Source organism: Pseudomonadota bacterium (assembly GCA_026388315.1).
Lineage (GTDB): Bacteria > Desulfobacterota > Syntrophorhabdia > Syntrophorhabdales > Syntrophorhabdaceae > MWEV01.
On record JAPLKA010000036.1, the window covers coordinates 15,192 to 41,429 of the forward strand.

23 protein-coding genes are annotated in these 26,238 nt (G+C 41.2%); all 23 read left to right on the top strand.

From position 1 onward, the window contains the following. Positions 1 to 107: 107 nt before the first annotated feature. The 23 genes from NTX75_03455 (at position 108) to NTX75_03565 (ending at position 26,146) form a co-directional block, all read left to right on the top strand. Positions 108 to 1,073, top strand: a complete 966-nt coding sequence (locus NTX75_03455) for a GDP-mannose 4,6-dehydratase (GenBank protein ID MCX5815285.1) — start codon at positions 108 to 110, stop codon at positions 1,071 to 1,073. Positions 1,074 to 1,096: 23 nt separating this feature from the next. Continuing rightward, positions 1,097 to 2,212 carry a glycosyltransferase family 1 protein gene (locus NTX75_03460; GenBank protein ID MCX5815286.1) on the top strand — a complete coding sequence of 372 codons (1,116 nt, stop codon included), beginning with the start codon at positions 1,097 to 1,099 and terminating at the stop codon, positions 2,210 to 2,212. A gap of 90 nt (positions 2,213 to 2,302) precedes the next feature. Next, entirely contained in the window at positions 2,303 to 3,487 is a 1,185-nt protein-coding gene (locus NTX75_03465; protein ID MCX5815287.1) for a glycosyltransferase, read from the top strand. 89 nt (positions 3,488 to 3,576) lie between these two features. Next, positions 3,577 to 4,812 carry a glycosyltransferase gene (locus NTX75_03470; GenBank protein MCX5815288.1) on the top strand — a complete coding sequence of 412 codons (1,236 nt, stop codon included), beginning with the start codon at positions 3,577 to 3,579 and terminating at the stop codon, positions 4,810 to 4,812. Beyond that, entirely contained in the window at positions 4,799 to 4,969 is a 171-nt protein-coding gene (locus tag NTX75_03475) for an NAD-dependent epimerase/dehydratase family protein (GenBank protein MCX5815289.1), read from the top strand. Before NTX75_03470 ends, NTX75_03475 begins: the two co-directional genes overlap by 14 nt. Next, entirely contained in the window at positions 4,966 to 6,285 is a 1,320-nt protein-coding gene (locus NTX75_03480; protein ID MCX5815290.1) for a glycosyltransferase family 2 protein, read from the top strand. The genes NTX75_03475 and NTX75_03480 overlap by 4 nt, the downstream gene beginning before the upstream one ends. 11 nt (positions 6,286 to 6,296) lie before the next feature. After that, entirely contained in the window at positions 6,297 to 7,067 is a 771-nt protein-coding gene (locus NTX75_03485; GenBank protein ID MCX5815291.1) for a methyltransferase domain-containing protein, read from the top strand. Positions 7,068 to 7,146: 79 nt separating this feature from the next. Continuing rightward, entirely contained in the window at positions 7,147 to 8,208 is a 1,062-nt protein-coding gene (locus NTX75_03490) for a lysylphosphatidylglycerol synthase transmembrane domain-containing protein (GenBank protein MCX5815292.1), read from the top strand. Positions 8,209 to 8,422: 214 nt separating this feature from the next. Beyond that, positions 8,423 to 9,538 (top strand): acyltransferase, encoded by a 1,116-nt coding sequence (locus NTX75_03495; protein ID MCX5815293.1) that lies wholly within the window; start codon positions 8,423 to 8,425, stop codon positions 9,536 to 9,538. Positions 9,539 to 9,578: 40 nt separating this feature from the next. Then, the gene (locus tag NTX75_03500) at positions 9,579 to 11,477 is read left to right on the top strand and encodes a phospholipid carrier-dependent glycosyltransferase (GenBank protein MCX5815294.1); all 1,899 of its coding nucleotides are present in this window, start codon (positions 9,579 to 9,581) and stop codon (positions 11,475 to 11,477) included. 115 nt (positions 11,478 to 11,592) lie between these two features. Continuing rightward, the gene (locus NTX75_03505; GenBank protein ID MCX5815295.1) at positions 11,593 to 12,654 is read left to right on the top strand and encodes a glycosyltransferase family 4 protein; all 1,062 of its coding nucleotides are present in this window, start codon (positions 11,593 to 11,595) and stop codon (positions 12,652 to 12,654) included. After that, positions 12,654 to 14,609, top strand: a complete 1,956-nt coding sequence (gene asnB, locus NTX75_03510) for an asparagine synthase (glutamine-hydrolyzing) (protein MCX5815296.1) — start codon at positions 12,654 to 12,656, stop codon at positions 14,607 to 14,609. Before NTX75_03505 ends, asnB begins: the two co-directional genes overlap by 1 nt. Then, the gene (locus tag NTX75_03515) at positions 14,606 to 15,859 is read left to right on the top strand and encodes a hypothetical protein (GenBank protein MCX5815297.1); all 1,254 of its coding nucleotides are present in this window, start codon (positions 14,606 to 14,608) and stop codon (positions 15,857 to 15,859) included. The genes asnB and NTX75_03515 overlap by 4 nt, the downstream gene beginning before the upstream one ends. A gap of 76 nt (positions 15,860 to 15,935) precedes the next feature. Beyond that, positions 15,936 to 17,225: a nucleotide sugar dehydrogenase gene (locus NTX75_03520; protein MCX5815298.1), complete on the top strand. Its 1,290-nt coding sequence runs from the start codon at positions 15,936 to 15,938 to the stop codon at positions 17,223 to 17,225. A 25-nt stretch (positions 17,226 to 17,250) separates the two neighbouring features. After that, on the top strand, positions 17,251 to 18,279 hold the full coding sequence (locus NTX75_03525) for an SDR family oxidoreductase (protein MCX5815299.1): 1,029 nt from the start codon (positions 17,251 to 17,253) through the stop codon (positions 18,277 to 18,279). A gap of 149 nt (positions 18,280 to 18,428) precedes the next feature. Further along, positions 18,429 to 20,195: an ABC transporter ATP-binding protein gene (locus NTX75_03530; protein MCX5815300.1), complete on the top strand. Its 1,767-nt coding sequence runs from the start codon at positions 18,429 to 18,431 to the stop codon at positions 20,193 to 20,195. Between the two features lie 156 nt (positions 20,196 to 20,351). Next, the gene (locus NTX75_03535) at positions 20,352 to 20,546 is read left to right on the top strand and encodes a hypothetical protein (GenBank protein ID MCX5815301.1); all 195 of its coding nucleotides are present in this window, start codon (positions 20,352 to 20,354) and stop codon (positions 20,544 to 20,546) included. A 28-nt stretch (positions 20,547 to 20,574) separates the two neighbouring features. Beyond that, positions 20,575 to 20,817 (top strand): hypothetical protein, encoded by a 243-nt coding sequence (locus NTX75_03540; GenBank protein MCX5815302.1) that lies wholly within the window; start codon positions 20,575 to 20,577, stop codon positions 20,815 to 20,817. 2 nt (positions 20,818 to 20,819) lie between these two features. Beyond that, positions 20,820 to 21,851, top strand: a complete 1,032-nt coding sequence (locus NTX75_03545; protein MCX5815303.1) for an N-acetylneuraminate synthase family protein — start codon at positions 20,820 to 20,822, stop codon at positions 21,849 to 21,851. 133 nt (positions 21,852 to 21,984) lie between these two features. After that, positions 21,985 to 22,833, top strand: coding sequence for a formyltransferase family protein (locus NTX75_03550; GenBank protein MCX5815304.1), 849 nt, complete (start codon positions 21,985 to 21,987; stop codon positions 22,831 to 22,833). Next, positions 22,833 to 23,792 carry a polysaccharide deacetylase family protein gene (locus NTX75_03555; GenBank protein ID MCX5815305.1) on the top strand — a complete coding sequence of 320 codons (960 nt, stop codon included), beginning with the start codon at positions 22,833 to 22,835 and terminating at the stop codon, positions 23,790 to 23,792. The genes NTX75_03550 and NTX75_03555 overlap by 1 nt, the downstream gene beginning before the upstream one ends. Positions 23,793 to 23,860: 68 nt before the next feature. Next, positions 23,861 to 24,988 (top strand): UDP-N-acetylglucosamine 2-epimerase, encoded by a 1,128-nt coding sequence (gene neuC / locus NTX75_03560; GenBank protein ID MCX5815306.1) that lies wholly within the window; start codon positions 23,861 to 23,863, stop codon positions 24,986 to 24,988. Between the two features lie 3 nt (positions 24,989 to 24,991). Next, entirely contained in the window at positions 24,992 to 26,146 is a 1,155-nt protein-coding gene (locus NTX75_03565) for a radical SAM protein (GenBank protein ID MCX5815307.1), read from the top strand. Positions 26,147 to 26,238: the final 92 nt, after the last annotated feature.

The following is a 26,238-nucleotide window of genomic DNA, read 5'->3' on the forward strand; positions in this document are numbered from 1 at the left end:
TACCCCCAAGAGAGGGGACAAGCAATTAAAGACTGCAGAAAAAAGCTACCGTTTCTGACAAACGGTCACTATGCAAATGAAGTAATGTCTGTTTATCGGAGTTGAATGTGAAAAGAGCCCTAATATGTGGCGTGTCTGGGCAAGATGGTGCGTATCTTGCCCAGCTTCTTATTGAAAAAGGATACCAGGTTTGGGGTACCTCTCGGGATGCGCAAGTAGCGAATTTTGGTAATTTAGCTATGCTGGGTATAAACGATCAGGTGAATTTGCTTTCCATGGCACAAACAGATTTTAGAAGTGTGCTTAACAGCTTAAGTCGAAGCGATCCCGATGAGGTTTATTTTTTGTCTGGCCAAAGTTCGGTAGGACTTTCATTTGGTCAACCCGCCGAGACGATTGAAAGTATTTCCTTTGGCATTCTGAATCTGTTGGAGGCCATTAGATTTATTGGAAAGCCTGTCAAGGTGTACAACTCCAGCTCAAGCGAATCATTTGGAGATGTTGGGTCACAAAGGGCAACCGAAGTAACTCCATTCCGTCCACGTAGCCCCTATGGTGTCGCCAAAGCCTCTGCATACTGGCTGGTAACCAATTACCGTGAGGCTTATGGCCTATTTGCTTGCAACGGCATTCTTTTTAACCATGAATCTCCATTAAGACCTTCAAGATTTGTAACAAAGAAAATCATGTCATCTGCATGCCGCATCTCAAGAGGATCCGGGGAAAAGTTGAATCTTGGGCGCATAGACATCGTACGCGACTGGGGTTGGGCACCCGAGTATGTCGAAGCAATGTGGCGGATCTTACAAGCTGAGAAGCCGGATGATTTTGTAATTGCTACCGGTTACAGCGCAACGCTTGAAGAATTTGTTACGAGAGCTTTCGACCATGTAAATCTTGATTGGCGGAAGTACGTTGTAATTGATTCTGCCTATTTCCGTCCGTCTGACATTGCCTATAGTAGAGCAGACCCATCAAAGGCCGCTCATGTATTAAACTGGCGGGCAACCACTAAGTTGCCCCAGCTCGTGGATTTGCTAATATCCGCCGAATTAACAAAATTAGAAAGTTAGACATATTGCAGGGGTAACCGTTTATGCGCATTGCTTTCGACCATCAAATTTTCTGCAATCAACGTTTTGGCGGGATATCCCGATATTTTACTCGCTTAACCAAGCAACTTTCTGAATCTGAACATGATGTTCGGATTTTTGCACCGCTGCACCAGAACCATTATGTTAAAGATCTTTCGTCTGGAATTGTTCAGGGATTTGGTTTAAAGCGATATCCGCCAAGAGGTGAGCGTCTATTGCTGCCTATTAGCCGGTTCATTGCAAGGCATGTTGCAAGGCGTGCTATAAAGAAATGGCAGCCGAATATAGTGCATGAAACTTTCTATTCTCCTTATCGATCCGGCCCAGAGACAAGCTGCACCGTCATTACTGTATACGACATGATTCACGAACTCTTTAAGGAGAGTTTTGCTCCTGGAGATCCAACAACACATATAAAAAGGATTGCAGTTAATCGTGCAGATCATGTGATTTGCATTTCTGAAAGCACGCGACGCGATCTAATTAGATTATTTAGCATACCAGAAGAAAATGTCTCATGTGTGCATCTTGGATTTGAGCAATTCCCGCCACTAAAAAAAAGGAACATTGCAAAGCCTAAGACAGGTCGTCCATTTTTACTTTATGTCGGTGGGCGCGCTGCTTATAAGAACTTTACCGGTTTTCTAAATAGCATCGCCGCTTCACCAAAATTGATGAGGGATTTTGACATTATCGCCTTCGGTGCCGGACGATTTTTGGCGGACCAGAAAGCATTGATTAAACAACTTGGTTTTCGCGATTCACAGGTGCAACACATAACCGGAGACGATGACTTGCTGAGTTTCTATTACCAACAGGCACGCGCTTTTGTCTGTCCTTCTTTATACGAAGGCTTTGGCCTTCCGCTTCTTGAGGCAGCGGCCCATAATTGCCCGGTCATCAGCAGTAATACCAGTTCCATGCCGGAAGTTATCGGTGAGGCCGCCGAATATTTTGATCCTAATGATATTGAGGATATGACCCGCGCCATAGAGAGTGTTGTTTATTCAGATGAACGTATAAAACAGTTAAAAATACTGGGGCAAGAGCGGCTTAAAAGCTTTTCTTGGCGCCAATGTGCTGAAGAAACGCTTGGTATTTATAAAAGGATAATTTAGTCCATGTGCTGCGTAAAATGCGAGGCACTTAGTGATCTTTTATAGACAAATAATTCGACAGACTGTACTTAGCTTTAGGGAACAATAACCTTGAGAGACAAGCAGATAGCAATTATCGCCAAGGGAAGTGGGATTTCTTACTCATTTGACGCAGTAAACACCAAGTGTTATTACATGGCCAAAGCACTTAAATCTTATGGCTTAAATGTGACTATTCTTTCAAGTATTTATTATCAGCCGGAGCTATTTGGTAAAAAAGTAGGAAAATATAAAGGCATAAAATATTATATACCATCCGTTTATCCAAAAGCGTCCTCAAAAATAAAACAAATTTATTATAAATTGGCACACACATGGAGAGTAACATGTTTTTTAATTTATCTAAAACTTAGATGGGGGAAAATCCATTATATTTTTGATGATAACTCAACTCCATTTCCTTTTTTGCTTTTCTTTAAATGGTTGGGGATCATTGACTTAATATTTAATCTCGAAGAATGGCCATTAGCACACAACATTTCTTATAAAAGAAAAATGTATTCACATTATTTTACTGTTTGTGCCTTCAAAAATTGCAAAAAAATTGTTTGTATAAGTTCATATCTTATTGCCCAGGCCATTAAATACAATAATAAATCAAGAGTGTTTAAGCTGCCAGCGTTAACTGAGTTCAATGAATCAAACTGTGATACCCCGATAAACACTGACAGTAAGCATGAAATAACAAGATTTTTATACTGCGGTAACGTCGTGTATTCTGAAGTAATAGATACCATCATTGGTGCCTATGAAAATATATGCCGGTTAAGAAAAAACGTGAAAGTTGAACTGCTTCTGATATTGCACGGCAATGAATTAAAACTACAAAAATTTTCTGATTATGCAAGGCAATTAGAATACCCCATAGAGATAAAGAGCAATCTTTCAGAGTCAGATTTGCTTACAGAATATTCTCAGGCATCAGTTTTTTTGGCTCCTCTTCGGCTTACCGTTCAGGACCAAGCCCGGTTTCCTCAAAAAATTGCTGAATACGTTTCTCTTTCGAAACCAATAATAACAACTTTCGTTGGGGATATCGGTCTATATTTTGAGTCTGATAAAAACGCAATATTTATTGACGATTTTACGGTAGCCGAACTTGAAAAAAAAATGAATTATTCAATTGATAATAACGAAAGGGTAGTCGGCATAGGGGTAGAAGGAAATGCTGTTGGAAGAAAATATTTCAATTATAAAAAATATATTAACGAGTTTGGTGACTTTGTAACATCTTGAATATGAGACACCAAAGAAAATCCCAGAAGCCCCATACAAAAAAATGGCGGGAGAAATATCCAAAGTGATCCATTGTAAGCGGAGGCGTAGTGATAAGAAATGAAAAAATAAAAAATATCCTTGTACTGACCTACTGGAGCTATCGCGACGGGCTTATCCAGAGCTATACGCTCCCCTTTGTCCGCATGATCCGCAAAAATATTCCTGCAGAGGGGAAAATATGGGTTCTTACGCAGGAACAGGACTCCATGAAGATGACTGAAGAAGAATGGGAAAAGGAGAAAAAACTGCATGAAGCCGAAGGCATCCACATACTCCGCTACAAATATACATTCTTTAGCGGGAAAGCCTTATTCCGCACCCTCTGGTACCTGTTGCGCCTTACCCTGCTGATCTTCAGTAAACACATTTCAGTCATCCACGCCTGGTGCACTCCGGCAGGTGCCTGGGGAACCATTCTTTCATTGCTCACCTTCCGGCCGCTGGTTATTGACAGCTACGAACCCCATGCCCAGTCTATGGTGGAAAATGGCAACTGGAAACCCGGCAGCCTTCCCTTCAGGATCCTTTTTAAACTTGAAAAATGGCAGACCCGCAGGGCAAAAGCCTTTATTTCAACAACAGAAAGCATGCGCGACTATGCACTTACCAATTATGGAAAAAATCCTGTTCCATTCTATGTAAAACCTTCGTGCGTTGACCTTTCGCAGTTTGACCCCGCCAACATCCGGCATGATCTGCTTGAAGCCCTTGGCTGGAAAGATAAAATCATCTGTATCTATGCCGGAAAAATCGGAGGGCTCTATCTTGATAAGGAAATATTTGAGTTTATAAAGGTAGCTGATACCTTCTGGAACCACCGACTGCGCATGCTATTCCTCACTACCACGCCGGAAACTGAAGTGCAGGGACACATTACCCGTGCAGCGCTGGATCCATCCATCTTTATGATAAAATTTGTTCCCCACAGGGAAATTTCAGGCTATATGAGCATTGCCTCATTTGCCCTTACTCCCGTGAGGCCGGTTCCCTCAAAACGCTACGGTACCTCAATAAAAGACGGGGAATACTGGGCAATGGGCCTGCCTGTAGTAATTACACCCGATATTTCAGATGATTCAAGCATCATCCAGTCACTCAAAATCGGATCGGTACTGAAAGGATTCACAGAAAATGATTATCTTTGCAGCGTAAAAGAGATAGACACCCTGCTTCACAGTGGAAAACGGGACGAAATCAGGCAAAAAATCCGCTCTGTTGCCGCAAATTATCGTAGTTACAGCATAGCAGAAAAAATATATCAGCAATTATATGGAAAGACATAATATTATGATCACGAATAAACGGATCTTTGTTACCGGTGGAGGAGGATTTATCGGGAGCCAGCTGGTGGAAACACCGGTAAAGAACAACAACAAAGTGATTGTTGCAGATACCTTCAAGCGCGGGAATAAAATCCCGAAGGACGTGTTCCGCTTATGAAATCATATTTCTATAGTCTTTTATATCGATATATATCGATATACATTAGACCAGATAATACCGTTGTCGAAATTAACCCTCAGTCCAGTATGCTGAGTCGTTACTTCAAAAATATTAAGATGTTATTCCTTAGCAAACCTTCAAACAACAATTTTGAAGGCTGCGAAACAATTCCTGACTTGCAAGCATTAATACAAGCATTACCGGAATATATCCTTTTAAATGGCAATATACATTATGAAAGAGATTTGCAGTCCTTTATGGAAAAGCTACATGTGGCATGTAATGCATCAACAAGACTTGTGTTTACTTATTACAGCACGTTATGGAAACCATTATTCAAATTTGCTACATTGCTTGGTTTAAGGCTAAAAACAATGGAAGAAAACTGGATAACTCATGATGATATAGCTAATATCCTGATTCTTTCAGATTATGAAACGGTGTCCTCCGAAAGCAAAATAATTGTCCCGTTTTACGTACCCTTTATCAGTAATTTAGTTAATCGTTACATTGCCCCACTACCTATTTTTAGAAATTTTTGTATTGTAAATATTTTAGTTGCAAGGCCTATTTATCGTCGAGAAAACAATAAACTATCTGTTTCGGTAGTGGTTCCAGCACGAAATGAGGCTGGCAATATCGAAGCTATAATAAAGCGATTGCCCAAAATGGGGCCAGATGACGAGCTGATCTTTGTGGAAGGAAATTCCATAGATAATACCTGGGAAGTGATTAATAACGTATGCGCAAAATATACTGACAAAATGAATATTAAGATAGCCAAACAAGATGGTAAGGGCAAGGGTGATGCAGTAAGAAAAGGCTTTATGGTTGCTTCAAAAGATATTTTAATGATTCTTGATGCAGACATGACTGTTCCACCTGAAACCCTTCCAATGTTTTATAAGGGGATTATGGAGGGTAAAGGGGAGTTTATGAACGGGAGTAGGCTTGTCTATCCCATGGAAAAAGAAGCTATGAGATTTTTCAATATAATTGGGAATAAATTTTTTGCAGTAGCATTTTCATTCGTACTCGGCCAAAAATTCAAGGATACGCTTTGCGGCACTAAAGCCCTGACAAAAGAAAATTATAAGAGGATTGCAGCTAATAGAACATTTTTTGGAGATTTTGACCCTTTTGGAGATTTTGACCTCATATTTGGAGCTGCAAGATTGAATTTAAAGATTAGGGAAATTCCAATTTCATATAAGGAAAGAAAGTACGGAACAACTAATATAAGCAGATGGACCCATGGATTGATATTGCTTCAAATGTTAATTTATGCTGCGCGAAAAATCAGGTTTGTCTGAGGGATATTGACGTGGATAGCGATAACATTTTTGAAAAAGACAAAGCGTGGACCAAATTTAACAGGACAAGGCTGTTCAATAACAAAAATTTGTTGTATTGGTATGAAAAACTTTATGAACGTCAATTTAATGATGTTGATGATATTGAGAGCAAGAAAATTCTAGAGGTGGGTAGTGGCACATCTCCTTTAAAAATTTTTTATAATAATATAATTACTAGCGATATAATCGATTTGGAATATCTCGACTATAAGCTGGATTGTCACAAAATAGATGAGTTTGATTATATTGCAAATGAAAGTTTGGACATTGTTACATTAATAAATGTTCTGCATCATCTAAGGGATCCACTGTCTTTTTTAACAAAGGCTTCGATAAAGCTTAAGCAAGGTGGTCAAATTATAATGGTTGAACCATATTTTTCTTCTTTGTCAAAACTGGTTTATAGATATCTTCATCATGAACCATCTGTGTTTGAGGTGGACGAACCGTTGCTTCAGGAGATAAAGGGGCCTTTGTCGTCAGCGAATATGGCTATTCCCTATATGATATTTTTTTCAAACAAAAATTGGAGTTCACGATTATCCTTAATTTACAATTTTTCACCTAAATCTGTTGCCTACTTTTCATCCTTATCCTATATGGCAACAGGGGGAATATCGAGAAAACTTCCGATACCCGGATTTTTGTATAAAAACCTATTCAAAATAGATTTGTGGCTTGCTAATATATTCCCTCGACTTTTAAGCTCATTTTTTATTATGAAATTAACAAAAAAATAATAACGATCTTTATTGTTCGGAGATAAACAGTAAAGACTATCCGGCAACACCACAAAAGTCTTCTTTCCAACGGTAAGTAATGCATATCGATAATTATAAGCCAATAGAAAATAAAAAAGCAGAGAAGCGTTACTGGAGTTGGGGCATTGTCAGGGGCGCTGTTACTATTTCAATTTTTGCCTATATTGGTTTCAAAATAAATTGGGCTGTTTTGAGCAGGCAATTTATGCAGAGTAATCTATTCTGGTTATTCATTGCCTGCTTTCTTTTGGGGATATCTTTTCTCGTGGCAAGCGTTCGCTGGAGGGTACTATTGAGGGTACAGGATATTTTTTTGCCACTTAAAGTTGTTGTCGCGCTTACGCTCATTGGGCAGTTTTTTAATTCCTTTCTTCTTGGTTCAACGGGTGGAGATGTTGTCAAGGGATTATACATCTCCAGGTATTCCCCTTCAAGAAAGGCCCATGGAGCGATGACGATAATCATGGATAGAGCGATTGGTTTGTTTGTATTGGTATGCATTGCTTTATGCGCAACATCGTGGAAACTTAGTTCTTTAATCCAACAGCAAGATACCCGAAATATTGCTTTTGCCTTGTTGATTATATTTGGAATCATGTTGGGAGGCGCAGTAAGCCTCACGTTTGTTCCTTTTAAACAGTTGCCATTCTTCCCCCATAAACTTTGGAACAAGATACCTAAACGGGACATAATTGAAACGCTTGTGGCGGCTTTTCGTCAGCACAAAAGCTCAGTACGCCAGACCTTGAAAGCAGTGGTGTGTAGCGTTGCCATCTGGTTTGTTGTTTTTAGTGCAGGTTACTGTATTGCATTAGCGATTCACCTTAAAGTCGCCTACATACAAATGCTGGTTACCCTTTCTATCGTGTCTTTTATTATAAGCCTTCCCATCAGCATTGGTGGCCACGGAATTCGAGAGGGTGCCTTTGTTGCCATGTTTACAATATTGGGTATAATCACTATTGATAAGCAAACGGGAATGGGACGAGAACCAGCAGTGCTTTTTTCACTTCTTTATTACGCGCTTCTTTTAATATGGAGTCTGGTGGGTGGCTTAGTCTATCTTACCTTTCAAAGCAAAGCTGGTCTGAAAAAACCGGACAACGACATATGTGATTAAACTAAAAGCAGCGAGAGGGAGCCGCGGCAACCGATGCCTGAAACTAACAACAATAATAAATGTTACAGTTGAACAGTGGAGTTTGGAGAAGAATCGGTGCTGAAAATCTTTCTGAAGTGGGAAAGAGCCAGAGACCGCTGACAAAAGCTCTGGGGAAAATAGACAAGGGTATAAGTGAAAAAGCTGCTTTAAGCTAACGGTGATGGAGGTACCATTGGGTTTTCTAAGAATTATTCTGGCGCTGGCAATAGTAGTAGCACATTCCGGTTCATTTTTTGGGCTTAAGTTTACTGGAGGTATTGTAAGCGTTGAACTGTTTTATATGATATCTGGCTTTTACATGACATTAATTCTGAACAGAAAATATATCGGAAAAGAGAACTATATGTTATTTTTGTCAAATAGATTTCTTAGAATTTATCCAATGTATTGGGTTATCCTTGGAATGACTCTAATAATATCAACACTTTCGTACGCGGTATTTAATAATTGGGGTATCCTTAATACCTATGCAACCTATTACGACGTAATTAGTACAGGAACACTTGTTTCTCTAATCGTAACGAATTTAGTTGTGTTTGGACAAGATGTCGTTATGTTCCTTGGATTAGACCCTGTGAAAGGAACAATGTTTTTTACTAGCAATTTCAGGAATACCGACCCGCAGTTGTGGCGATTTTTAATAGTTCCTCAAGCATGGATGATGGGGCTGGAACTATTATTTTATCTTATTGCTCCTTTTGTTGTAAGAAGAAAAACTATTTCAATATTAACTTTAATCATTGCCAGCATGTTAATGAGATTTTATGTTTATTTTTATATAGGATATGCCAATGATCCCTGGACATATAGATTTTTTCCCTCAGAGCTGGCATTATTCCTTTTAGGTACAATTTCGTATAAATTGTTTTGCTTTTTTGAAAAAAAAGAAATCCAACGACTGAACTATTTTGTTGTAATAGTTTTTTTTGTTTTAGTGTTTTTCTGGCAATATATACCACCTAGCACTGGTTCATACGCACATATAAAGAACTGGTTATTTTATTTCTTTGCATGCATTGCCTTACCTTTATTATTCCAGATAACTAAATCGTGGAAGATTGATAAACATATCGGTGAGTTGTCGTACCCTATATATATTGTCCATATGCTTGTTATATCGTGCATTTCATTGGTTATCGATCGCTTTGGCTATCAAAGCTATATAGGGGAGTTTTCTGTTGCAATGTCAATTATTATAGCCTTCATACTTGTTAAATTAATTTCTGATCCTATCGAAAAAATTAGGCAGTCGCGAGTTGTTTTGCAAGGGGGGTCAAATAAAATTTGATAACAAGTAAAACAGAAATCCCGGCTTGATGAGAAATAACGTGAAGCAGCTATTGTTATTATTGCCTGCGATCATCCTTTTATTAGCTGTTTATCCCATTGGGATTAACACAAATGTCAGTTCTATCAATCTAACCGCCCTCGAAATTGATGCGGTGGGACCCGAAATGCAACTTAATGATATTTCGGAAGGATTTTTAAGGGTAAATCCACGCCGTCATGTTCCAATTTTCCATTCTATTGTTATCAGTTTTGCATATGTCCCATATATTTGGGTTCGAGGAGGTGGATTACCACCTTATAATTTGAATATACTTTCACATAAAATACCATCAATAGCAGAAGAGTTAATAATAATATCAAGAGCAATGAATATTTTAGCTGCATTAGGGATTGTCATTCTTTCATTTTATATATTTCTGAGATTTTGTAATTCTAAATGGGGCGCTGCTTTTGTTGCCCTGAGCGTTATACTGAATGCAAATCTTATGTTTCAATCAAGCGTGACCTACTTTGAAAACTATTCTATTTTTTGGGTTTTTTTGTCATTATACTGCTTTGGAATGCTGTGGACCTATGACAAAAAAAGTGTATTCTGGCTTTCCGGTTTTCTAATGTTTGCGGCTTTTGCTGTTTCAACACATGAACGCATGTCCGGCTATTTTGTTTTGAGTGCACCTGCAGCATTTTTTAGAGTTTGGCAAATAAAACGTAGTGATCATAACATAAGATATATTTTATGGGGTTTTTGTATTGCTATATTCTTTGGCTTACTTTCCTTTTCTTTGGCGAATAATATTTTTGGTGCAGGAATCACACCCATTAAGGAATATGTTCAATATAAGGCTTCGGCGGTTGCTTCGTCAGATAGATTTAGTAGTTTTGGGGAACTTATTTTAAATCAGGTGAGGTGCCATGGACATGCTGTTATTATTATCATATGTACATTTGCAGGCATAACTCCTTTATTCTCTTTTTTGGGTATTTGGAAGATTTGGAAATCAAGAAACTATATACCCCTTGTTTTATTGTTTTTCCCTCTGGGTTATGAGTTGGTGAGTGTCGGACTGCCAGGCTGGACTGCGGGACGCTACATACTTGGACAGATGATTTTTATAAGCTTGTTCGCAGGTTTTGGGGCTGTATGGCTCATGGATTGGGGTAATGCTATTAAACCGACATCGAATAGGAGGTTAATCCAAATAGCATTGCTCATATTCGCATTGTTGGCTCAAGGCAGTATTCTTGCGGCGGTTAAAGTTCTGGATTATTACTATAATCCACGCAGAGTGGTTGAGATTATTGCAAAAAACAATGAAGGCGGAAAAATCGGGGTACAAAGTTTTGGGCATGGAGCTACTAATTTTTCAGAACAAGACTTTAAATCACCGATAGCCTCGAAAGATCTTATCGACAGGATTCAAGCCGATAATTACGAATTACCCGTTAAGGTAAACAATGTTGATTCGCTCAATGGTATTATAGAAGAGTCTAATTTCTACGATAAAGTGGTCGAAAAAATGAGAAACAAAAAATTTTCACCAGATTTAATTGATTTAGCAAATAAAACAAAGGATGTTCGAGGCAAATTATTTTCAACCTTATTATTTGGCGACCAGAAAAATATCAAGAGGCTTAACCGCATGGTTTTGGAGGAGATATATCCGCTGGAAACCCCCAACGGTCTAACCCCCTTTTCAAATGACTGGGCGCGAAGCCATAACGTAGAAGTAATAATTATCCCGAATGGTATGAAAAAATGCAACAATGTGGATGTTTTAGTTACCAAATTTGGTGAGCAGGGATGCAGGTGTGAAAACATAAGAAAAGAGGTGTTTAGGAAGCCTCCAGATTGGATATTACGGTTGGTGTCCAGGGAAAGAGCTCAGTTGTATTTATACGAGACTCCATCAGCAATCAATATTCAGTACTGCAATTAAAAAGTATTGTTCTAAAAAGGGATTTTATTTTCATGTTGCTATCATTTAAGTTGTTGTCGAGTAACATCGGATCGACGATCGTCATTTTGCTTAAGCATCCTACTTGAGATTTGTGATGCGTGTTCTTTTTCTAACTCGCTACGCACGCCTGGCTGCAAGCAGTCGCTTGCGTGTGTATCAATATCTTCCCTATTTGATGGAGTCTGGGTTTGAGGTGACGGTCGTCCCATTGTTTGGCAATGATTATGTGAGCGGTTTATACAGCGGCAATATCTCAACAGTGGCGGTGTTTAAGGCATATATCGACCGGTTACGATTTATTCTGAAAGTGCGTTATTTTGATTTAGTGTGGGTGGAATATGAGATGTTGCCTTGGTTGCCAGATTGGATTGAACTCAGTTTGTTGCCAGGGGGAGCGCCTTTGGTTGTGGATTACGACGACGCAATTTTCAATAGATACGACCAGCATCGCCTTGCTCTTGTTCGCAGAGTGCTGGGAAAGAAAATCGATGTCGTCATGTGCCGAGCCGCTTTGGTGATCGTAGGGAATGATTATCTTGGTGCGCACGCAAGGCAGGCAGGGGCAAAGCGTGTTGAGCTGTTACCGACCGTGGTTGACGGTACTCGTTACGCTGTAATAGAGAAAAATGATGCTTTGCCAGTGACGATCGGGTGGATTGGTTCGCCTACTACCGCTCAATATTTAAAGCTTGTGGCGCCTGCGCTTCGGACAATGATTGCTTCATACAATGCTCGGCTTGTAGCGATAGGGGCTAATCCTTCGCAGTTGCAGGATTTGACCATCGAAATCCGTCGTTGGTCAGAAGATACCGAGGCTGCAGAGATTCAGCAATTTGACATAGGAATCATGCCGTTGCCTGACAATCTGTGGGAAAGAGGGAAGTGTGGTTACAAATTGATTCAGTATATGGCTTCTGGAAAGCCTGTTGTGGCTTCGCCGGTAGGGGTGAATAATGTGATTGTGCGCCGAGGAGTAAATGGGTTTCTGGCAAATACAGATTCGGAGTGGTATAACTCACTTAGATTGCTCTGCGAGGATGCTGCACTTCGTAAGCGCATGGGTGATGCGGGGCGTAGCAGAATGGAACGGGATTATTCCCTGCAGGTTGCCGCGCCCAGATTGGCAGAACTGCTACGTTCGGTTGTGAACAAGTAATGTGCGGTATAACCGGATTTTGGCAACCAACTAATTTTTCTGCCAGCGCTGCTCAAGCGGTCGCAGTGAAAATGTCTGATTGCATTGCGCATCGTGGGCCGGATGATGCTGGTGTGTGGGTGGATAAAAATGCCGGTATTGCGCTGGCACATCGTCGCCTTTCCATCCTTGATCTTTCTCCGGCCGGTCATCAGCCTATGTTTTCTTCATCGGGGCGTTATGTGATTGTCTTTAATGGGGAAATTTATAATCATTTGGAAATGAGGCAGGAACTGGGGAATGTCGAGTGGCGCGGGCATTCGGATACGGAAACGCTATTGGCAGGGTTTGAAGCGTGGGATATAGAAGCGACACTAATAAAAGCTGCGGGGATGTTCGCGATTGCACTTTGGGATCACGAGAAAAAAATGCTTACCCTTGCGCGAGACCGTATTGGTGAAAAGCCGCTTTACTATGGTTATCAGAAAGATACGTTTGTTTTTGGTTCAGAATTAAAAGCATTTAGTGCTCATCCAGATTTTATGGGCGAAATTGATCGGGATGTTCTTTGCCTGTATCTCCGGCATTGCTACATTCCCGCGCCCTATTCCATTTACAGGGGGATACACAAACTCCTGCCGGGTACCTACATTCAGCTTCCAATCGGGCATGGTACCAATGAGTTACGTTCGGTAACGCCTAAAGCCTACTGGAGTTTGGGTGAGGTTGCAAAAAAAGGAATTGCTCATCCATTTACCGGCAGTGATACGGATGCGATTGCTGTTCTCGATGAGCAATTGAGACAGGTAATCGGTTTGCAAATGATTGCGGATGTGCCATTGGGCGCCTTTTTGTCAGGCGGGGTGGATTCTTCAACAGTCGTCGCATTGATGCAATCTCAGTCTCCTCGTCCGATCAAGACGTTTTCTATTGGGTTCGATGAAACTGGCTACAACGAAGCTGAGAACGCAAAGGTTGTTGCGCAGCATCTCGGTACGGATCACACCGAGTACTATGTTTCGTCGGCAGAGGCGATGCAGGTTGTTCCTCGGTTGGGAAGTATGTACGACGAGCCGTTCGCAGATTCCTCTCAGATCCCTACCTTTCTGGTATCTCAGATGGCACGCAAGCATGTTGCTGTTTCTTTGTCCGGTGATGCTGGGGACGAGTTGTTTTGTGGATATAACCGTTACGCACTGACAGATATCTGGAGGAAGATTTCGAGGGTTCCGTTCGGAGTCAGGAGAGCGACGGGACGTTTGATAAAAATGGTTGCGCCGTCAACTTGGGATGGTATTTTTCAACATGCCGGTAAATTTCTTGCGTTGCCCTCTAATATGGGTGAAAAGATAGAAAAACTTTCTTCGCGTTTGGTGAGTGTTGATGGCGTTCAAGCTCTTTACTATAGCCTGGTGTCCGAGATCGCCAATCCAGATCGGGTAGCCATTGGCGCCAGGGAGCCTGATACCTGGCTGACGAAAACAGGACTGAAGACACAATTCCCGGATACCAAGCTGCAGATGATGTTCATGGATTGCATGACTTATTTGCCGGATGACATCCTGGTCAAGGTGGATCGCGCGGCCATGTTTAACAGTCTTGAAACAAGGGTTCCTTTCCTCGATCATAGAATCGTTGAGCTGGCATGGTCATTCCCATTGTCGATGAAAATCCGCAATGGACAGACCAAATGGATATTGCGACAGGTGTTATACAAATATATGCCCAAAGAGCTCATCGAACGACCCAAGATGGGTTTCGGCATTCCTATTGGCGACTGGATGCGAGGCCCGCTTAGGGAGTGGGTGGAGGATTTGTTGAACGAATCACGTTTGCAGCAAGAAGGATTCTTTGATGTGCAGTTTATTCGCCTGCGCTGGCAAGAACATCTTTCTGGTAGAAGGAATTGGCAGCACTTTCTCTGGACCGTGTTGATGTTCCAGGTGTGGCTGGAAGAAAGAGGTAACAAAAGTTGATTGGCACTTTCTCGGGAATAATCATCACCATTATAGCTTTTGCGCTTGGGAATACCTTGCCGAGGTTTGCCAGAAAGGCTTTTCGCCTGGCAATGCTCGCACGGCTTAGTATTAGTGTCTTGAATGTCATGATGGCCGGTGGGATGATTGGCGCTGGTCAAGATGCAAATTATTTGTATTCTCTTGCTATTGAAGGTTCCTCGAACATAGAGAATTTAGAATGGGGCCTTGGGGCACTTTTTGGTGGCCTCAACGGATTGCGGAATATACATGCGCTGATTCAGTGGGCATTGGGGGGTGAAAGTTTTTTCCTGGCACATGCTTTTTCTTTGCTGGGCGCCGCACTTTGCCTGATCATTATTTCTAAAATCTGGCTATTGCTCGTACCTACAGAATATAAAAAACTTCCATATGTCTTGCTTATCTACTCCCTTTTGCCAAGTGTTATTACCAATCAGAGCTACATTTTACGTGAAGTATGGCAATCTCTCTGTGTGTTAGGCATCGCCTGGCTGAGTCTACACATACAACGATATGGCTATAATGTGACTCGGATTATTGGTATATTAATATTTACTGTGGTCGGATGTTTTCTTCATGCGTATATGGTAATCATGATGATTCTAATGCTTTTGGTGGGATTGATGATCCAGTCTAAAATCAGCGTCACTCGGTTGTTTATGAGACCGGCCCGCTTGTTCAAATTTGGTTTTATCTTAGTTTTATTTCTTCTTATTGTTTCGCCACTTATTATCGAGTCAGCCCATTTTCAGCTACTCCTCGATGGGCAACTGATGCAGCACGCGGACTCATTTTCCGAAGGAGCCATGGCAGATGCGCAAGGTGCACGCGCTGAGTATGGAAGGCAATTTTATTCAGAGAGACCCTGGACGCTTCTGTCCGCATTTGCCGCATATCAGATGATGCCCTTACCATGGCGGTTCGGTGGTATTGCTGATCTGGTTCTGTTTGTGGAAAATATGTTCCGGGTATTATTGCTTCTGTCCTATTTATGCTATCGAAAAAAGCTGACGCAATTCCATAAAGATAACATGGATGCGCTCATTTTGATGTGGTTTCTGATGGAACTTGTTTGGTCAGTCGGGACGATTAATTGGGGTACTGCTGCCCGCCATCATGTTCCAGCGGTTGGTTTATTGCTGATTGTAGGGCTCGCAAGCCGTTATCTTGTGAAAACCGAACGTTTATATATTCGTAGGCGTCAACCAACCAAACAGCTTGGCGGCTAATTGGCAATATCATCTGTGGGACATATTGATGTTTCAAGCTTGGCTTGAAAATCAAAAAAATTAGGGAGATATATTAATGCCTCAAAAAGACCGTGTAGTTTCAGTAATAGGATTAGGCTATGTAGGTTTACCTGTAGCCGTTGCATTTGGGAAAAAAATAAAAACTATTGGATTTGATATTAACCAAAAACGTATTCATGAGTTACAAGCAGGGGTTGATCTGACACATGAAGTCGAAGAAGACGACCTTAAGTCTACAAATATCTTATTCACTAATAACGTTGAGGACTTGACATTTGCCAATTTTCATATTATTGCAGTTCCGACGCCTGTAGATGATGTGCATCAACCCGATTTAACGTTTTTATTAAAGGCTTCAGAGATAGTAGGCAGTATCGTGAAAAAAGGCGATATTGTGGTATATGAATCAACTGTATATCCCGGTGCTACCGAAGATGAGTGCGTTCCCGTGCTGGAGGAGGCGTCAGGACTTAAATGTGGAAGCGATTTTAAAGTAGGCTATAGTCCAGAGCGTATTAATCCGGGAGATAAGGAGCATACGTTTACAAAAATAAAAAAGATTGTTTCCGGCCAGGACAATGAAACGTTGGAAATTGTGGCACAAGTGTATGGTTTGGTAGTAACAGCGGGAATATACAAAGCAGAATCCATTAAAGTAGCTGAGGCGGCAAAAATAATTGAAAACACGCAGAGAGATCTAAATATTGCGCTCATGAATGAACTGGCAATAATTTTTGATAAGCTTGGAATCAATACGCAGAAAGTATTAGAGGCAGCTGGAACAAAATGGAACTTTCTTCAATTTAAGCCGGGGCTTGTAGGTGGACATTGTATAGGTGTAGATCCTTATTACTTGACATTTAAGGCGCAAAAAATTGGTTACACGCCCCAAGTTATTTTAGCTGGAAGAGGCATAAATGATAACATGGGCAAATTTATTGCACAACAAACTATTAAGGAAATGATACACGCTGGTCACCACATCCTTAACAGTGTTGTGACGGTTTTGGGGTTGACATTCAAGGAGAATTGTCCTGATATACGTAATTCAAAAGTTATTGATATTATCGCTGAACTCGAAGAATACGGAATACATGTCCAGGTCAGCGATCCTTTAGCTGATTTTGATGTTGTTAAAAGTGAATATGGATTATCTTTAACACCCATAGATCTGCTTAAACCGGCTTCGGCTGTGGTTATAGCAGTGGCTCACAATACCTACCGTAAATTATCAATAACAGATCTAATTAAGTTAATGGACAACGACCCGGTCTTGGTGGATATAAAAGGAATCTGTGATTTAGAGAGTTGTAAAATCGCCGGAATACGTGTATGGCAATTATAATGTCTCTCAAGGTGAAATTGTAATGATTAATCCCTACGAAGAAATAAAAAAAGCTCTTTTGAAGAAACCAAACACTTGGTTAATTACCGGGGTTGCAGGTTTTGTTGGATCAAATTTGTTGGAGGCTTTGTTAAATTTAAATCAGCATGTCGTTGGTCTTGATAATTTTTCCACAGGAACTATTGAAAATCTTGACGATGTGAGGAATTCGTTATACGGAGTTAAATGGCATAATTTTAAATTTATAGAAGGCGATATTCGCAATATAAAAGATTGTCGCACTGCTTGTGACGGAGTTGATTATATATTACACCAGGCAGCTATAGGCTCTGTGATACGATCTATTGAGGATCCAATTTATACAAATGAGAACAATATAACAGGTTTTCTAAATATGCTGATAGCTGCACGGGACGCAAGGGTTAAACGGTTTGTATATGCATCTTCGAGTTCTGTTTATGGTGATCATCCTGCTCTACCCAAGATAGAGGAAATGACAGGAAAACCACTTTCGCCTTATGCAGTAACAAAATATGTGAATGAATTGTACGCGGATGTATTCATGCGTATTTACGGTTTAAAAGTGATTGGCTTGCGATACTTTAATGTTTTTGGGCCAAGACAAGATCCAAATAGTAGTTATGCGGCTGTTATTCCAAAATGGTTTAGCGCTTTATTGCACAGAAAACCTTTATATATTAACGGAGATGGAGAAACAACTCGAGATTTTTGTTTTGTTGATAATGTAGTTCAAGCTAATATATTGTCGGCTCGCGTTAGAAATGAGAATGCTCTTGGACATGTTTATAATATAGCATTTTCAGAGCAAAATACATTAAATCAATTGTTTTATCTGGTTCGTGATGAAGTTTTAAAACAGAACCTTGGAGTTGTTGGTTCAGAGCCTATTTATCATGAATTCAGGGCAGGGGATATACGTTATTCACTTGCAGATATCAGTAAGGCAAAGGAACTGCTTGGTTATTATCCAAAATATTCACTTAGAGATGGTATTGGCAAAGCTGCTGAGTGGTATATCACAAAATTGTCATAAAAACATTATCTCCGTTAAAAAGCTCTTTTTAGTATTTATATAATAGCTGCCATCGTGTTTAGTGCTGGACCATTTAGAATTGTTGTCCAAGCACAATTCGCTCTGCGCCAGTAGAAGGGCGATAAACATGAAACAATCCAGTATAACCCATGACCACCACCCAAAAAATCCGATCCCTCCTCGCCCCCGCCGAACGACGTAGCGCGCTGGTGTTGTTGGGCCTCATGGTCATTGGCATGGCGCTGGAGACACTTACTGTTGGTCTGGTAGTCCCGGCGATTGTGGTTTTATTGCAGGGCAACCTCACTACAAGCTACCCAGTCATCGCGCCCGCGCTCGCGGTATTGGGCAACCTCAGCCCGCATGTGCTGATCGTTGGCGGCATACTTACGCTGGCCGGTGCATATTTCATAAAATCACTATTCCTCGTCTTCCTCGTTTGGTGGCAGATGCGCTTTGCCTTTGGCGTACAGAGGCGGCTTTCGCAGTTACTCTTCACTACATACCTACGACAACCCTACACTTTCCACCTGCAGCGCAACTCGGCACTGTTGATTCGCAATGCCACCACCGAAGTTACCGGATTTGCCGCCGTGCTTGTCCAGGCAATACTCTTCCTCACCGAATGCCTGGTTATGCTTGGCATCGGCAGCCTGCTGCTGGTGGTTGAACCTTTGGGTACTTTAATTGTGTTCCTGGTACTCGGTGGCACCGCCTGGGGCTTTCACCGTAGCACCAAGAGCCGCATTACCCGGTGGGGCGAGGCGCGTCAGTATCACGAAGGCCTGCGCATCCAGCACCTGCAACAGGGCTTGGGCGGAGCAAAGGATGTAAAATTGCTTGGCCGCGAGGGTGATTTTCTGGCGCAATACAGTGTGCACAACGCCCAGAGTGCGCGGGTGGCGCAGTTCCAGTCCGTAATGCTGCATCTCCCACGCCTGTGGCTGGAACTGCTTGCCGTGGTGGGCATGGCACTCCTTGTGTTGTGCATGTTCGCCCAAGGGCGAGAAATGGACAGCATTGTGCCACTGCTGGCGCTTTTTTCCGTCGCTGCCTTTCGGCTGATACCTTCGGTGAATCGTATACTGAGCGCGATGTCGCTCCTTCGTTTCAGCCTGCCGATAATCAATACATTGCACGAAGAACTCAAGGTCGCCGCACCCGAACCTGCGGCAAAAAACGCAAATGGTGCCTCGATCTTCCAACAGGAGATCCGCCTCAATGGCATCAGCTACACCTACCCCGGTGCGTCGGCATCCGCGCTCAATGGCCTGTCCATCACTATCCAAAAAGGAGAATCGGTTGGCTTCATTGGCCCCAGTGGCTCGGGCAAGAGTACGCTGGTGGATGTCATTCTTGGGCTGCTCACCCCCAGCACCGGGCAGGTGGCAGTGGATGGGCAAGACATTCAGCAAAACCTTCGCTCCTGGCAAGACCAGATCGGCTATGTGCCGCAGTCGATTTATCTCACTGACGACACGCTTAGGCGCAATGTGGCCTTTGGCCTGTCCAATGAACAGATCGACGATGCAGCCGTCCGCCATGCTATCCAAGCCGCGCAACTTGAAGAGTTCGTGTCCAATCTGCCTGATAGATTAGAGACCCTTGTCGGTGAGCGCGGCATCAGGCTCTCGGGCGGTGAACGCCAGCGCATAGGCATCGCCCGGGCGCTCTACCATGACCCAGCTGTGCTGGTGCTGGACGAAGCTACCAGCGCGCTCGACATTGCCACCGAAAGCGGAGTGATGAAGGCCGTTACGGCACTACAGGGCATCAAAACCATACTGATCGTGGCGCATCGCCTAAGCACCGTGGAGCACTGTGATCGGCTGTACCGGCTTCAGGAGGGGGGGGTGGTGGCAGAAGGTGTGACGGCAGAGATGCTCAACATCAAGAAGGTTGCTTCGTCAGCATGACCAATTTCAACTTGAATCGATGAAAAATCAAAGAATCCTTATCACCGGTGATAGTGGTTTCATATCCGTGATAGTTTTTCGCCCCCTTCATGAGAATCAAGCAACTGATGAAGCGGTATTTTTGTTTTTCCTGTTTTTGGAAAAGGAAATTTGACCATGAAAAAAGATCATCTTGAAATATTGCTGGAAGATATTAAAGAGAAGTTTGACCTTGTCCTTGAGGGCCACGAAGTACTTCACAGGGGGATTCAGGATACCAGGCAGGAGCTTCGTGAAGAGATCGGCTTTGTGAACAATAAGGTTGATACCGTCGAAAACAACCTCTCGTCAAAGATCGATGCTGCCTTATAAAACATACAAGGTTATCGACAATGTAACAATGGAATATTTTATACCTTCAAATATTGGATATATGTATCGGCAAGCTTTACCAAAAGTATATGAAGAAAACGGTGCAATTTATTTAAACAAGCGTTCATCGCTTCTTCAGGATCAAACATTTTTCCCGGAAGGAACACTTGCCTATGTCATGCCACAGGAGCGATCTCTTGATATTGATACACCTTGGGATTTCTATGTTGCGGATTTAGTTTTAAGAAAGCAGGGCCATATAAAGGAATAAATATGAATTCGATAGCTATTGGGAACCGACGTGTTGGAGATAATTATCCGCCACTCGTGATCGCTGAAATCGGCATTAATCATGAAGGTGATATTCAAAAAGCCATCCAGATGGTTAACGACGCTTATGCGGTCGGATGTGAATGTGTCAAATTTCAATCCCATGTTGTTGAAGATGAAATGATTCCCAATAGGGTTATTCCCGGAAATACTACTGAAACAATATGGGATATTATGGTTCGCTGCGCACTCTCTGAAGAAGAAGAGTATCGCTTAAAAGAATATGTTGAATCTAAAGGAATGATATATCTATGCACGCCATTCTCACGTGCAGCGGCTGATCGTTTGGAAAGCATGAATGTTTGTGCTTACAAGATTGGCTCGGGTGAATGCAACAATTATCCATTGGTAAAACACATCGCTACTTGTGGGAAACCGGTTATTCTAAGCACTGGGATGAATGATATTGCTTCTATCGCACCAGCAGTAGATATTCTTCGGACGGCACGTGTTCCATACGCGCTGCTGCATTGTACATCCATGTACCCGACGCCTTATGAAAAAGTACGCCTGAATGCTCTGGTAGAACTTTCACGGCAATTTCCAGATGCAGTTACTGGCCTGAGCGATCATTCGATAGGTAACTATACGTGTCTTGCAGCAGTGGCATTAGGGGCACGAATATTGGAAAAACATTTTACTTCTGATAAGACATGGCCAGGGCCAGATGTGCCTATTTCAATTGATCCGCTTGGGTTGAAAGAGCTAATAGATGGATCTCGGGCAATTTTTATGGCTTTAGGGGGCAGAAAAGATATCTTGCCAGAGGAGCAACCGACGATAAATTTTGCATATGCATGCGTTGTAGCAATTCGAGATATTGCTTCTGGGGAGGTGCTTACACGTAATAATATATGGATTAAAAGACCTGGCACCGGAGATATTAAAGCGGTAGACTTTGAACATTTACTGGGAAAAGTTGTAAAACATGATATTTCTATCAATACTCAATTGAAGCGGTCAGACATTAAGTAAGCTATATTCCTTCTGCCACAACAAAAACATCAACAACCTACTCAACACAACATTCTTTCTAACGTCTATATTTTAGCTGTTGAAAAAAAGTAGAGTATTCTTTAACACCAAACAGCACATAGGAGAGCATCTAATGAGTACAAAAAAAAATACCAGGACAACCCGAGTGATACTACTAACTGGTGATGAAACGCGCCACCAATATTTTCGAAAGGTGATCGGAGGTGATCAGGGTATTGGTGTAATCGCCAGCTACTGCGAAGGAACAGAAAAAAGTTTAGAAGCCCGAGTTAATTCTGACTCAAGTTCAACAATTACTCTCAAAAGACACGTAGAAGCGAGAAATCAATCTGAGTATGATTTTTTTCATAACTCTATACAGGCAATCACCGATCAATCAAATCCAATTAAGATAAAAAAGGGTGATATCAATAGCACCGAAATAATAAATCAAATAATTTCTCTTAATCCAGATATTTTAGTTTGTTATGGTGCTTCATTAATAAAAGGTGAGTTGCTCAGACAGTTCAACGGAAGATTTCTTAATGTTCATTTGGGCTTATCGCCATACTACAGAGGTAGCGGCACAAATGTCTGGCCCCTAATAAACAACGAACCAGAATTTGTTGGAGCAACATTTATGTACATTGACGAAGGAATCGACACTGGAGACATCATTCACCAGATAAGAGCAAAATTATATTTAGGTGATGGGCCACACTCAATCGGAAACCGCCTCATCACAGAAATGTGTGAATGCTACAAAAAAATTATCAAAAATTTTCCACAGCTCAAAAAAATGACTCAGCCAACCAAACATAATGGAAAACTCTATTATGTTAAAGATTTTACCAGTGATGCTTGCGCAAGTATGTATAAAAAAATTTCAGAAGGTCTTGTAGAGAATTACCTCAACAATCTAAGCGAGCGGAACGCCCGAGCACCCATTATTGAGAATCCGAAAATTTTAGAGGCAACGTAATGAAAGCAGTTATGTACCATTACGTCAGGCGATTCAAGCCGACCCTCCCATACTTCCGTTATTTAGATTTTGAAAATTTTTCGAAACAATTGGATTTTTTTCAGAACGAATATAATTTTATTAGCTTAGATGAATATGAGCGGGTGATAAATCAAAAGTTAGAGCCACCTAAAAATAAAATTATCCTAACGTTTGATGATGGCCTGATTGACCACTATGAATTTGTTTACCCAGAACTAAAAAAAAGGGGGCTTTGGGGCATTTTTTATGTACCTACAATGCCGCTCTCTCTACGAAAGTTTCTTGGAGTACATCTTATACATCTTCTGACTGGCTCAATCGCTGCTGATGTCCTGATTAAACAACTTGATTCAATCATTAAAGAGGAAATGATTCCAGATATAAAGATTAAGGAATTCAGGGATGAAACATACACAAATCAAATCAATCCCCCAACAATTGATAGATTCAAAAAGACCTTGAACTACTTTATTGACTACAAATACCAAGCTGAAATATTAGATCAGTTCATTGAAATAAATCACATTAATGTTTATGTCGATGACTATTATCTGAATGATGAAAAAATTAACGTGATGGCGAGCAATGGAATGGTTATCGGCTCGCACTCCGTGAGTCATCCTGTATTTAGTAAGCTGACATATGACGAGCAAAAGTCTGAAATATCAAGTTCTTTTCATATTCTTGAACAGATTATCGGGACTTTCAAACTTAAAAGTTTTTGCTTTCCATACGGAGGATTTCACACATTCAACAATGACACAATCAATATATTAGAAGAGCAAAATTGTTCGTTTTCGTTTAATGTTGAATCTCGGGATATCACCCAACAGGATGTGAATCATAAAAGACAATCATTACCTCGGTATGATTGCAATGAATTTCCATATGGGGCAGTGGAACTCTCCCCGGAAACTGGACAAGGCAATACATTTTGAGGAACTGTTTGGCAAAAGAGCTATATCGGATATTGCGCTAAATGAGCAAATTAAATGGAGCCAGGTTGATGAGTAAAAAGATCCTATTCTTGACAGGGACACGAGCTGATTTTGGAAAGTTGAAATCTCTTATTAATGCACTTGAGAGGGAAGAGGGCTTTGAGGCGCATATATTTGTCACAGGCATGCATATGTTTCCGAAGTATGGTACTACAGGGGGTGAAATAGAAAAGAGTGGATTCAAGAGAATCTATTGCTTTATTAATCAGAAACCGAATGATTCTATGGATGCAATTTTGGCGAATACTATATATGGGCTTAGCAACTATCTCTCTTTATTAAAGCCGGATTTGGTGGTTGTGCATGGAGATAGGGTAGAAGCTTTAGCTGGCGCGATTGTTTGTGCTCTGAATAATATTCTGGTAGCCCATATAGAAGGCGGAGAGATTTCGGGAGCAATCGATGAATCTATTCGACATGCAGTGTCAAAGTTATCACATCTGCATTTTGTTGCAAACAACGAAGCAAAGCGAAGATTGGTTCAGATGGGGGAAGCCGAATCAAGAATTTTTGTTATCGGTTCGCCAGATATAGATCTGATGTCGTCCGAAAAACTTCCGAAGCTCGCTGAAGTAAAGGATTATTATGAGATTCCTTTCAACAAGTATGCTATTCTAATTTATCATCCGGTAACAACAAATTTACATGATGTGTTTGTAAACATCCAGGAAACTCTGTATGCTGTTCTCGAATCCGGAAGGAATTATATTGTTATTTATCCAAATAATGATACCGGCTCCGATATCATTATTGAGGAATATGAGCAGCTTCGTGACAATCCTCGCTTTAGAATATTCCCCTCCATCCGTTTTGAAGCATTCCTCGCTTTGTTAAGGCATTGTGAATTTATTATAGGCAACTCAAGTGCTGGCATTAGGGAGGCCCCATTTTATGCCGTCCCGACTATTAATATCGGAATGAGGCAGAATGGCCGCTTTGCATGTAAGACTATTCTCAATGTAAATCAATCCAAAAGTGAGATTTTAAATGCAATATGGAAAGTTTCAGAAATACCGAGAGTGAAATCTGACCATTTCGGCGACGGTAAAAGTACCGAACGATTTATCGACGTTCTGAAGAGTCCAAAGATGTTTGATGAGATAAGCATTCAAAAAAAATTCATTGATAAGGAGTGAACTGTGAATAGGCAGTTTTCTGCACCCACAGTAGTCAATCTGGAGATAACAGATATTTGTAATGAAAAATGTAGGCATTGTTACAATTTCTGGAGGCAGGAGAATGTTCTATCTACATCATTGACTAAGGAGAGGATGGATCAGCTTGTTGATATGTTTGTTGACGCCAGAGTTTTTCATGTTGTTTTGAGCGGAGGAGAACCTTTCGCGCGTTTTGATATTTTAGAATACGGTTTCAAGAGGCTTATAGACAATAACATAACTATAAGTTGCAATTCGAATTTGACAATGGCGACTGAGGAAAAAATAAAACGGCTGAGAGATATTGGATTGGATCATATTCTAACAAGTTTGAATTCGTATGATCCTGAATTAAGCGACCATATTGTCAATCATAAAGGGGCGTTCGAGAAAATTGTCAGTGGGATCAAATTGGCTGTCAAGAACGGCATTAGGGTAAGCGCGAATATGATCGTATCACAGCTTAATAAAAACCATGTGCATAAAACTGGGAAATTGGCCGCTGAACTGGGGTGTCAGAAGATTTTTGGGACACGGGTAGTTCCTTCAGTTAACGAGAAGAATCCTGCGGAATCTATTTTCAAGCTGACAAAAGAGGATGCATTGCATACGCTTGAGCAATTGGTGAAGGTCAAAGAAGAAACCGGTATCATGATCGGCACTCTTGTAAGCTATCCTTTGTGCTTCTTGAGCGATCTTGAGAAATTCAGGGATTTTGTAGGGAGAGGGTGTCCGGCACAATCCGGCCATATAATGAGCATAAATGCCAATGGAGAGACACATGCGTGTGTTCATCAGGAAGAGGGATACGGGAATGTATTTGAGTTGGGTATTTTTAAAACATACCAGAATATGCGCGAATGGCATTCAGAGAAATATCTGCATAAAGGGTGCGAGGGATGTGAATACATCAATATTTGCAGGTCGGGATGCAGGATGTCTGCGCACAGTTATTTTGCAAAGCATGATGAAAAGGACAATCTGATGGTCAGCAAGACCAATTTTGTTAAGCCCTATAGGATTGTGTATGATGAAAGTATTTATGGGAGATTGAATAGAGAGCTCAGATTTACTGTTCCACAAAGACTACGTTTCAGGAAAGAGAATGGTTTTTATCTTGTTAACATAAGATGGTAGTGTAAACTCTCTTGTGTAAATTCATAAGGAGTGACAAAAAGGATGTACCTCCTATAAAATAGGTGATGACGAATCACAAATCTATTTTAGGA

What these genes read in the sequence shown, in the direction of transcription:
- NTX75_03475 (MCX5815289.1), top strand. Translation starts at nt 4,799, where the DNA reads ATGGAAAGACATAATATTATGATCACGAATAAACGGATCTTTGTTACC.
- NTX75_03480 (MCX5815290.1), top strand. Translation starts at nt 4,966, where the DNA reads ATGAAATCATATTTCTATAGTCTTTTATATCGATATATATCGATATAC.
- neuC (MCX5815306.1), top strand. Translation starts at nt 23,861, where the DNA reads ATGAGTAAAAAGATCCTATTCTTGACAGGGACACGAGCTGATTTTGGA.
- NTX75_03535 (MCX5815301.1), top strand. Translation starts at nt 20,352, where the DNA reads ATGAAAAAAGATCATCTTGAAATATTGCTGGAAGATATTAAAGAGAAG.
- NTX75_03555 (MCX5815305.1), top strand. Translation starts at nt 22,833, where the DNA reads ATGAAAGCAGTTATGTACCATTACGTCAGGCGATTCAAGCCGACCCTC.
- NTX75_03530 (MCX5815300.1), top strand. Translation starts at nt 18,429, where the DNA reads ATGACCACCACCCAAAAAATCCGATCCCTCCTCGCCCCCGCCGAACGA.
- NTX75_03545 (MCX5815303.1), top strand. Translation starts at nt 20,820, where the DNA reads ATGAATTCGATAGCTATTGGGAACCGACGTGTTGGAGATAATTATCCG.
- NTX75_03490 (MCX5815292.1), top strand. Translation starts at nt 7,147, where the DNA reads ATGCATATCGATAATTATAAGCCAATAGAAAATAAAAAAGCAGAGAAG.
- NTX75_03460 (MCX5815286.1), top strand. Translation starts at nt 1,097, where the DNA reads ATGCGCATTGCTTTCGACCATCAAATTTTCTGCAATCAACGTTTTGGC.
- NTX75_03505 (MCX5815295.1), top strand. Translation starts at nt 11,593, where the DNA reads ATGCGTGTTCTTTTTCTAACTCGCTACGCACGCCTGGCTGCAAGCAGT.
- NTX75_03520 (MCX5815298.1), top strand. Translation starts at nt 15,936, where the DNA reads ATGCCTCAAAAAGACCGTGTAGTTTCAGTAATAGGATTAGGCTATGTA.
- asnB (MCX5815296.1), top strand. Translation starts at nt 12,654, where the DNA reads ATGTGCGGTATAACCGGATTTTGGCAACCAACTAATTTTTCTGCCAGC.
- NTX75_03540 (MCX5815302.1), top strand. Translation starts at nt 20,575, where the DNA reads ATGGAATATTTTATACCTTCAAATATTGGATATATGTATCGGCAAGCT.
- NTX75_03550 (MCX5815304.1), top strand. Translation starts at nt 21,985, where the DNA reads ATGAGTACAAAAAAAAATACCAGGACAACCCGAGTGATACTACTAACT.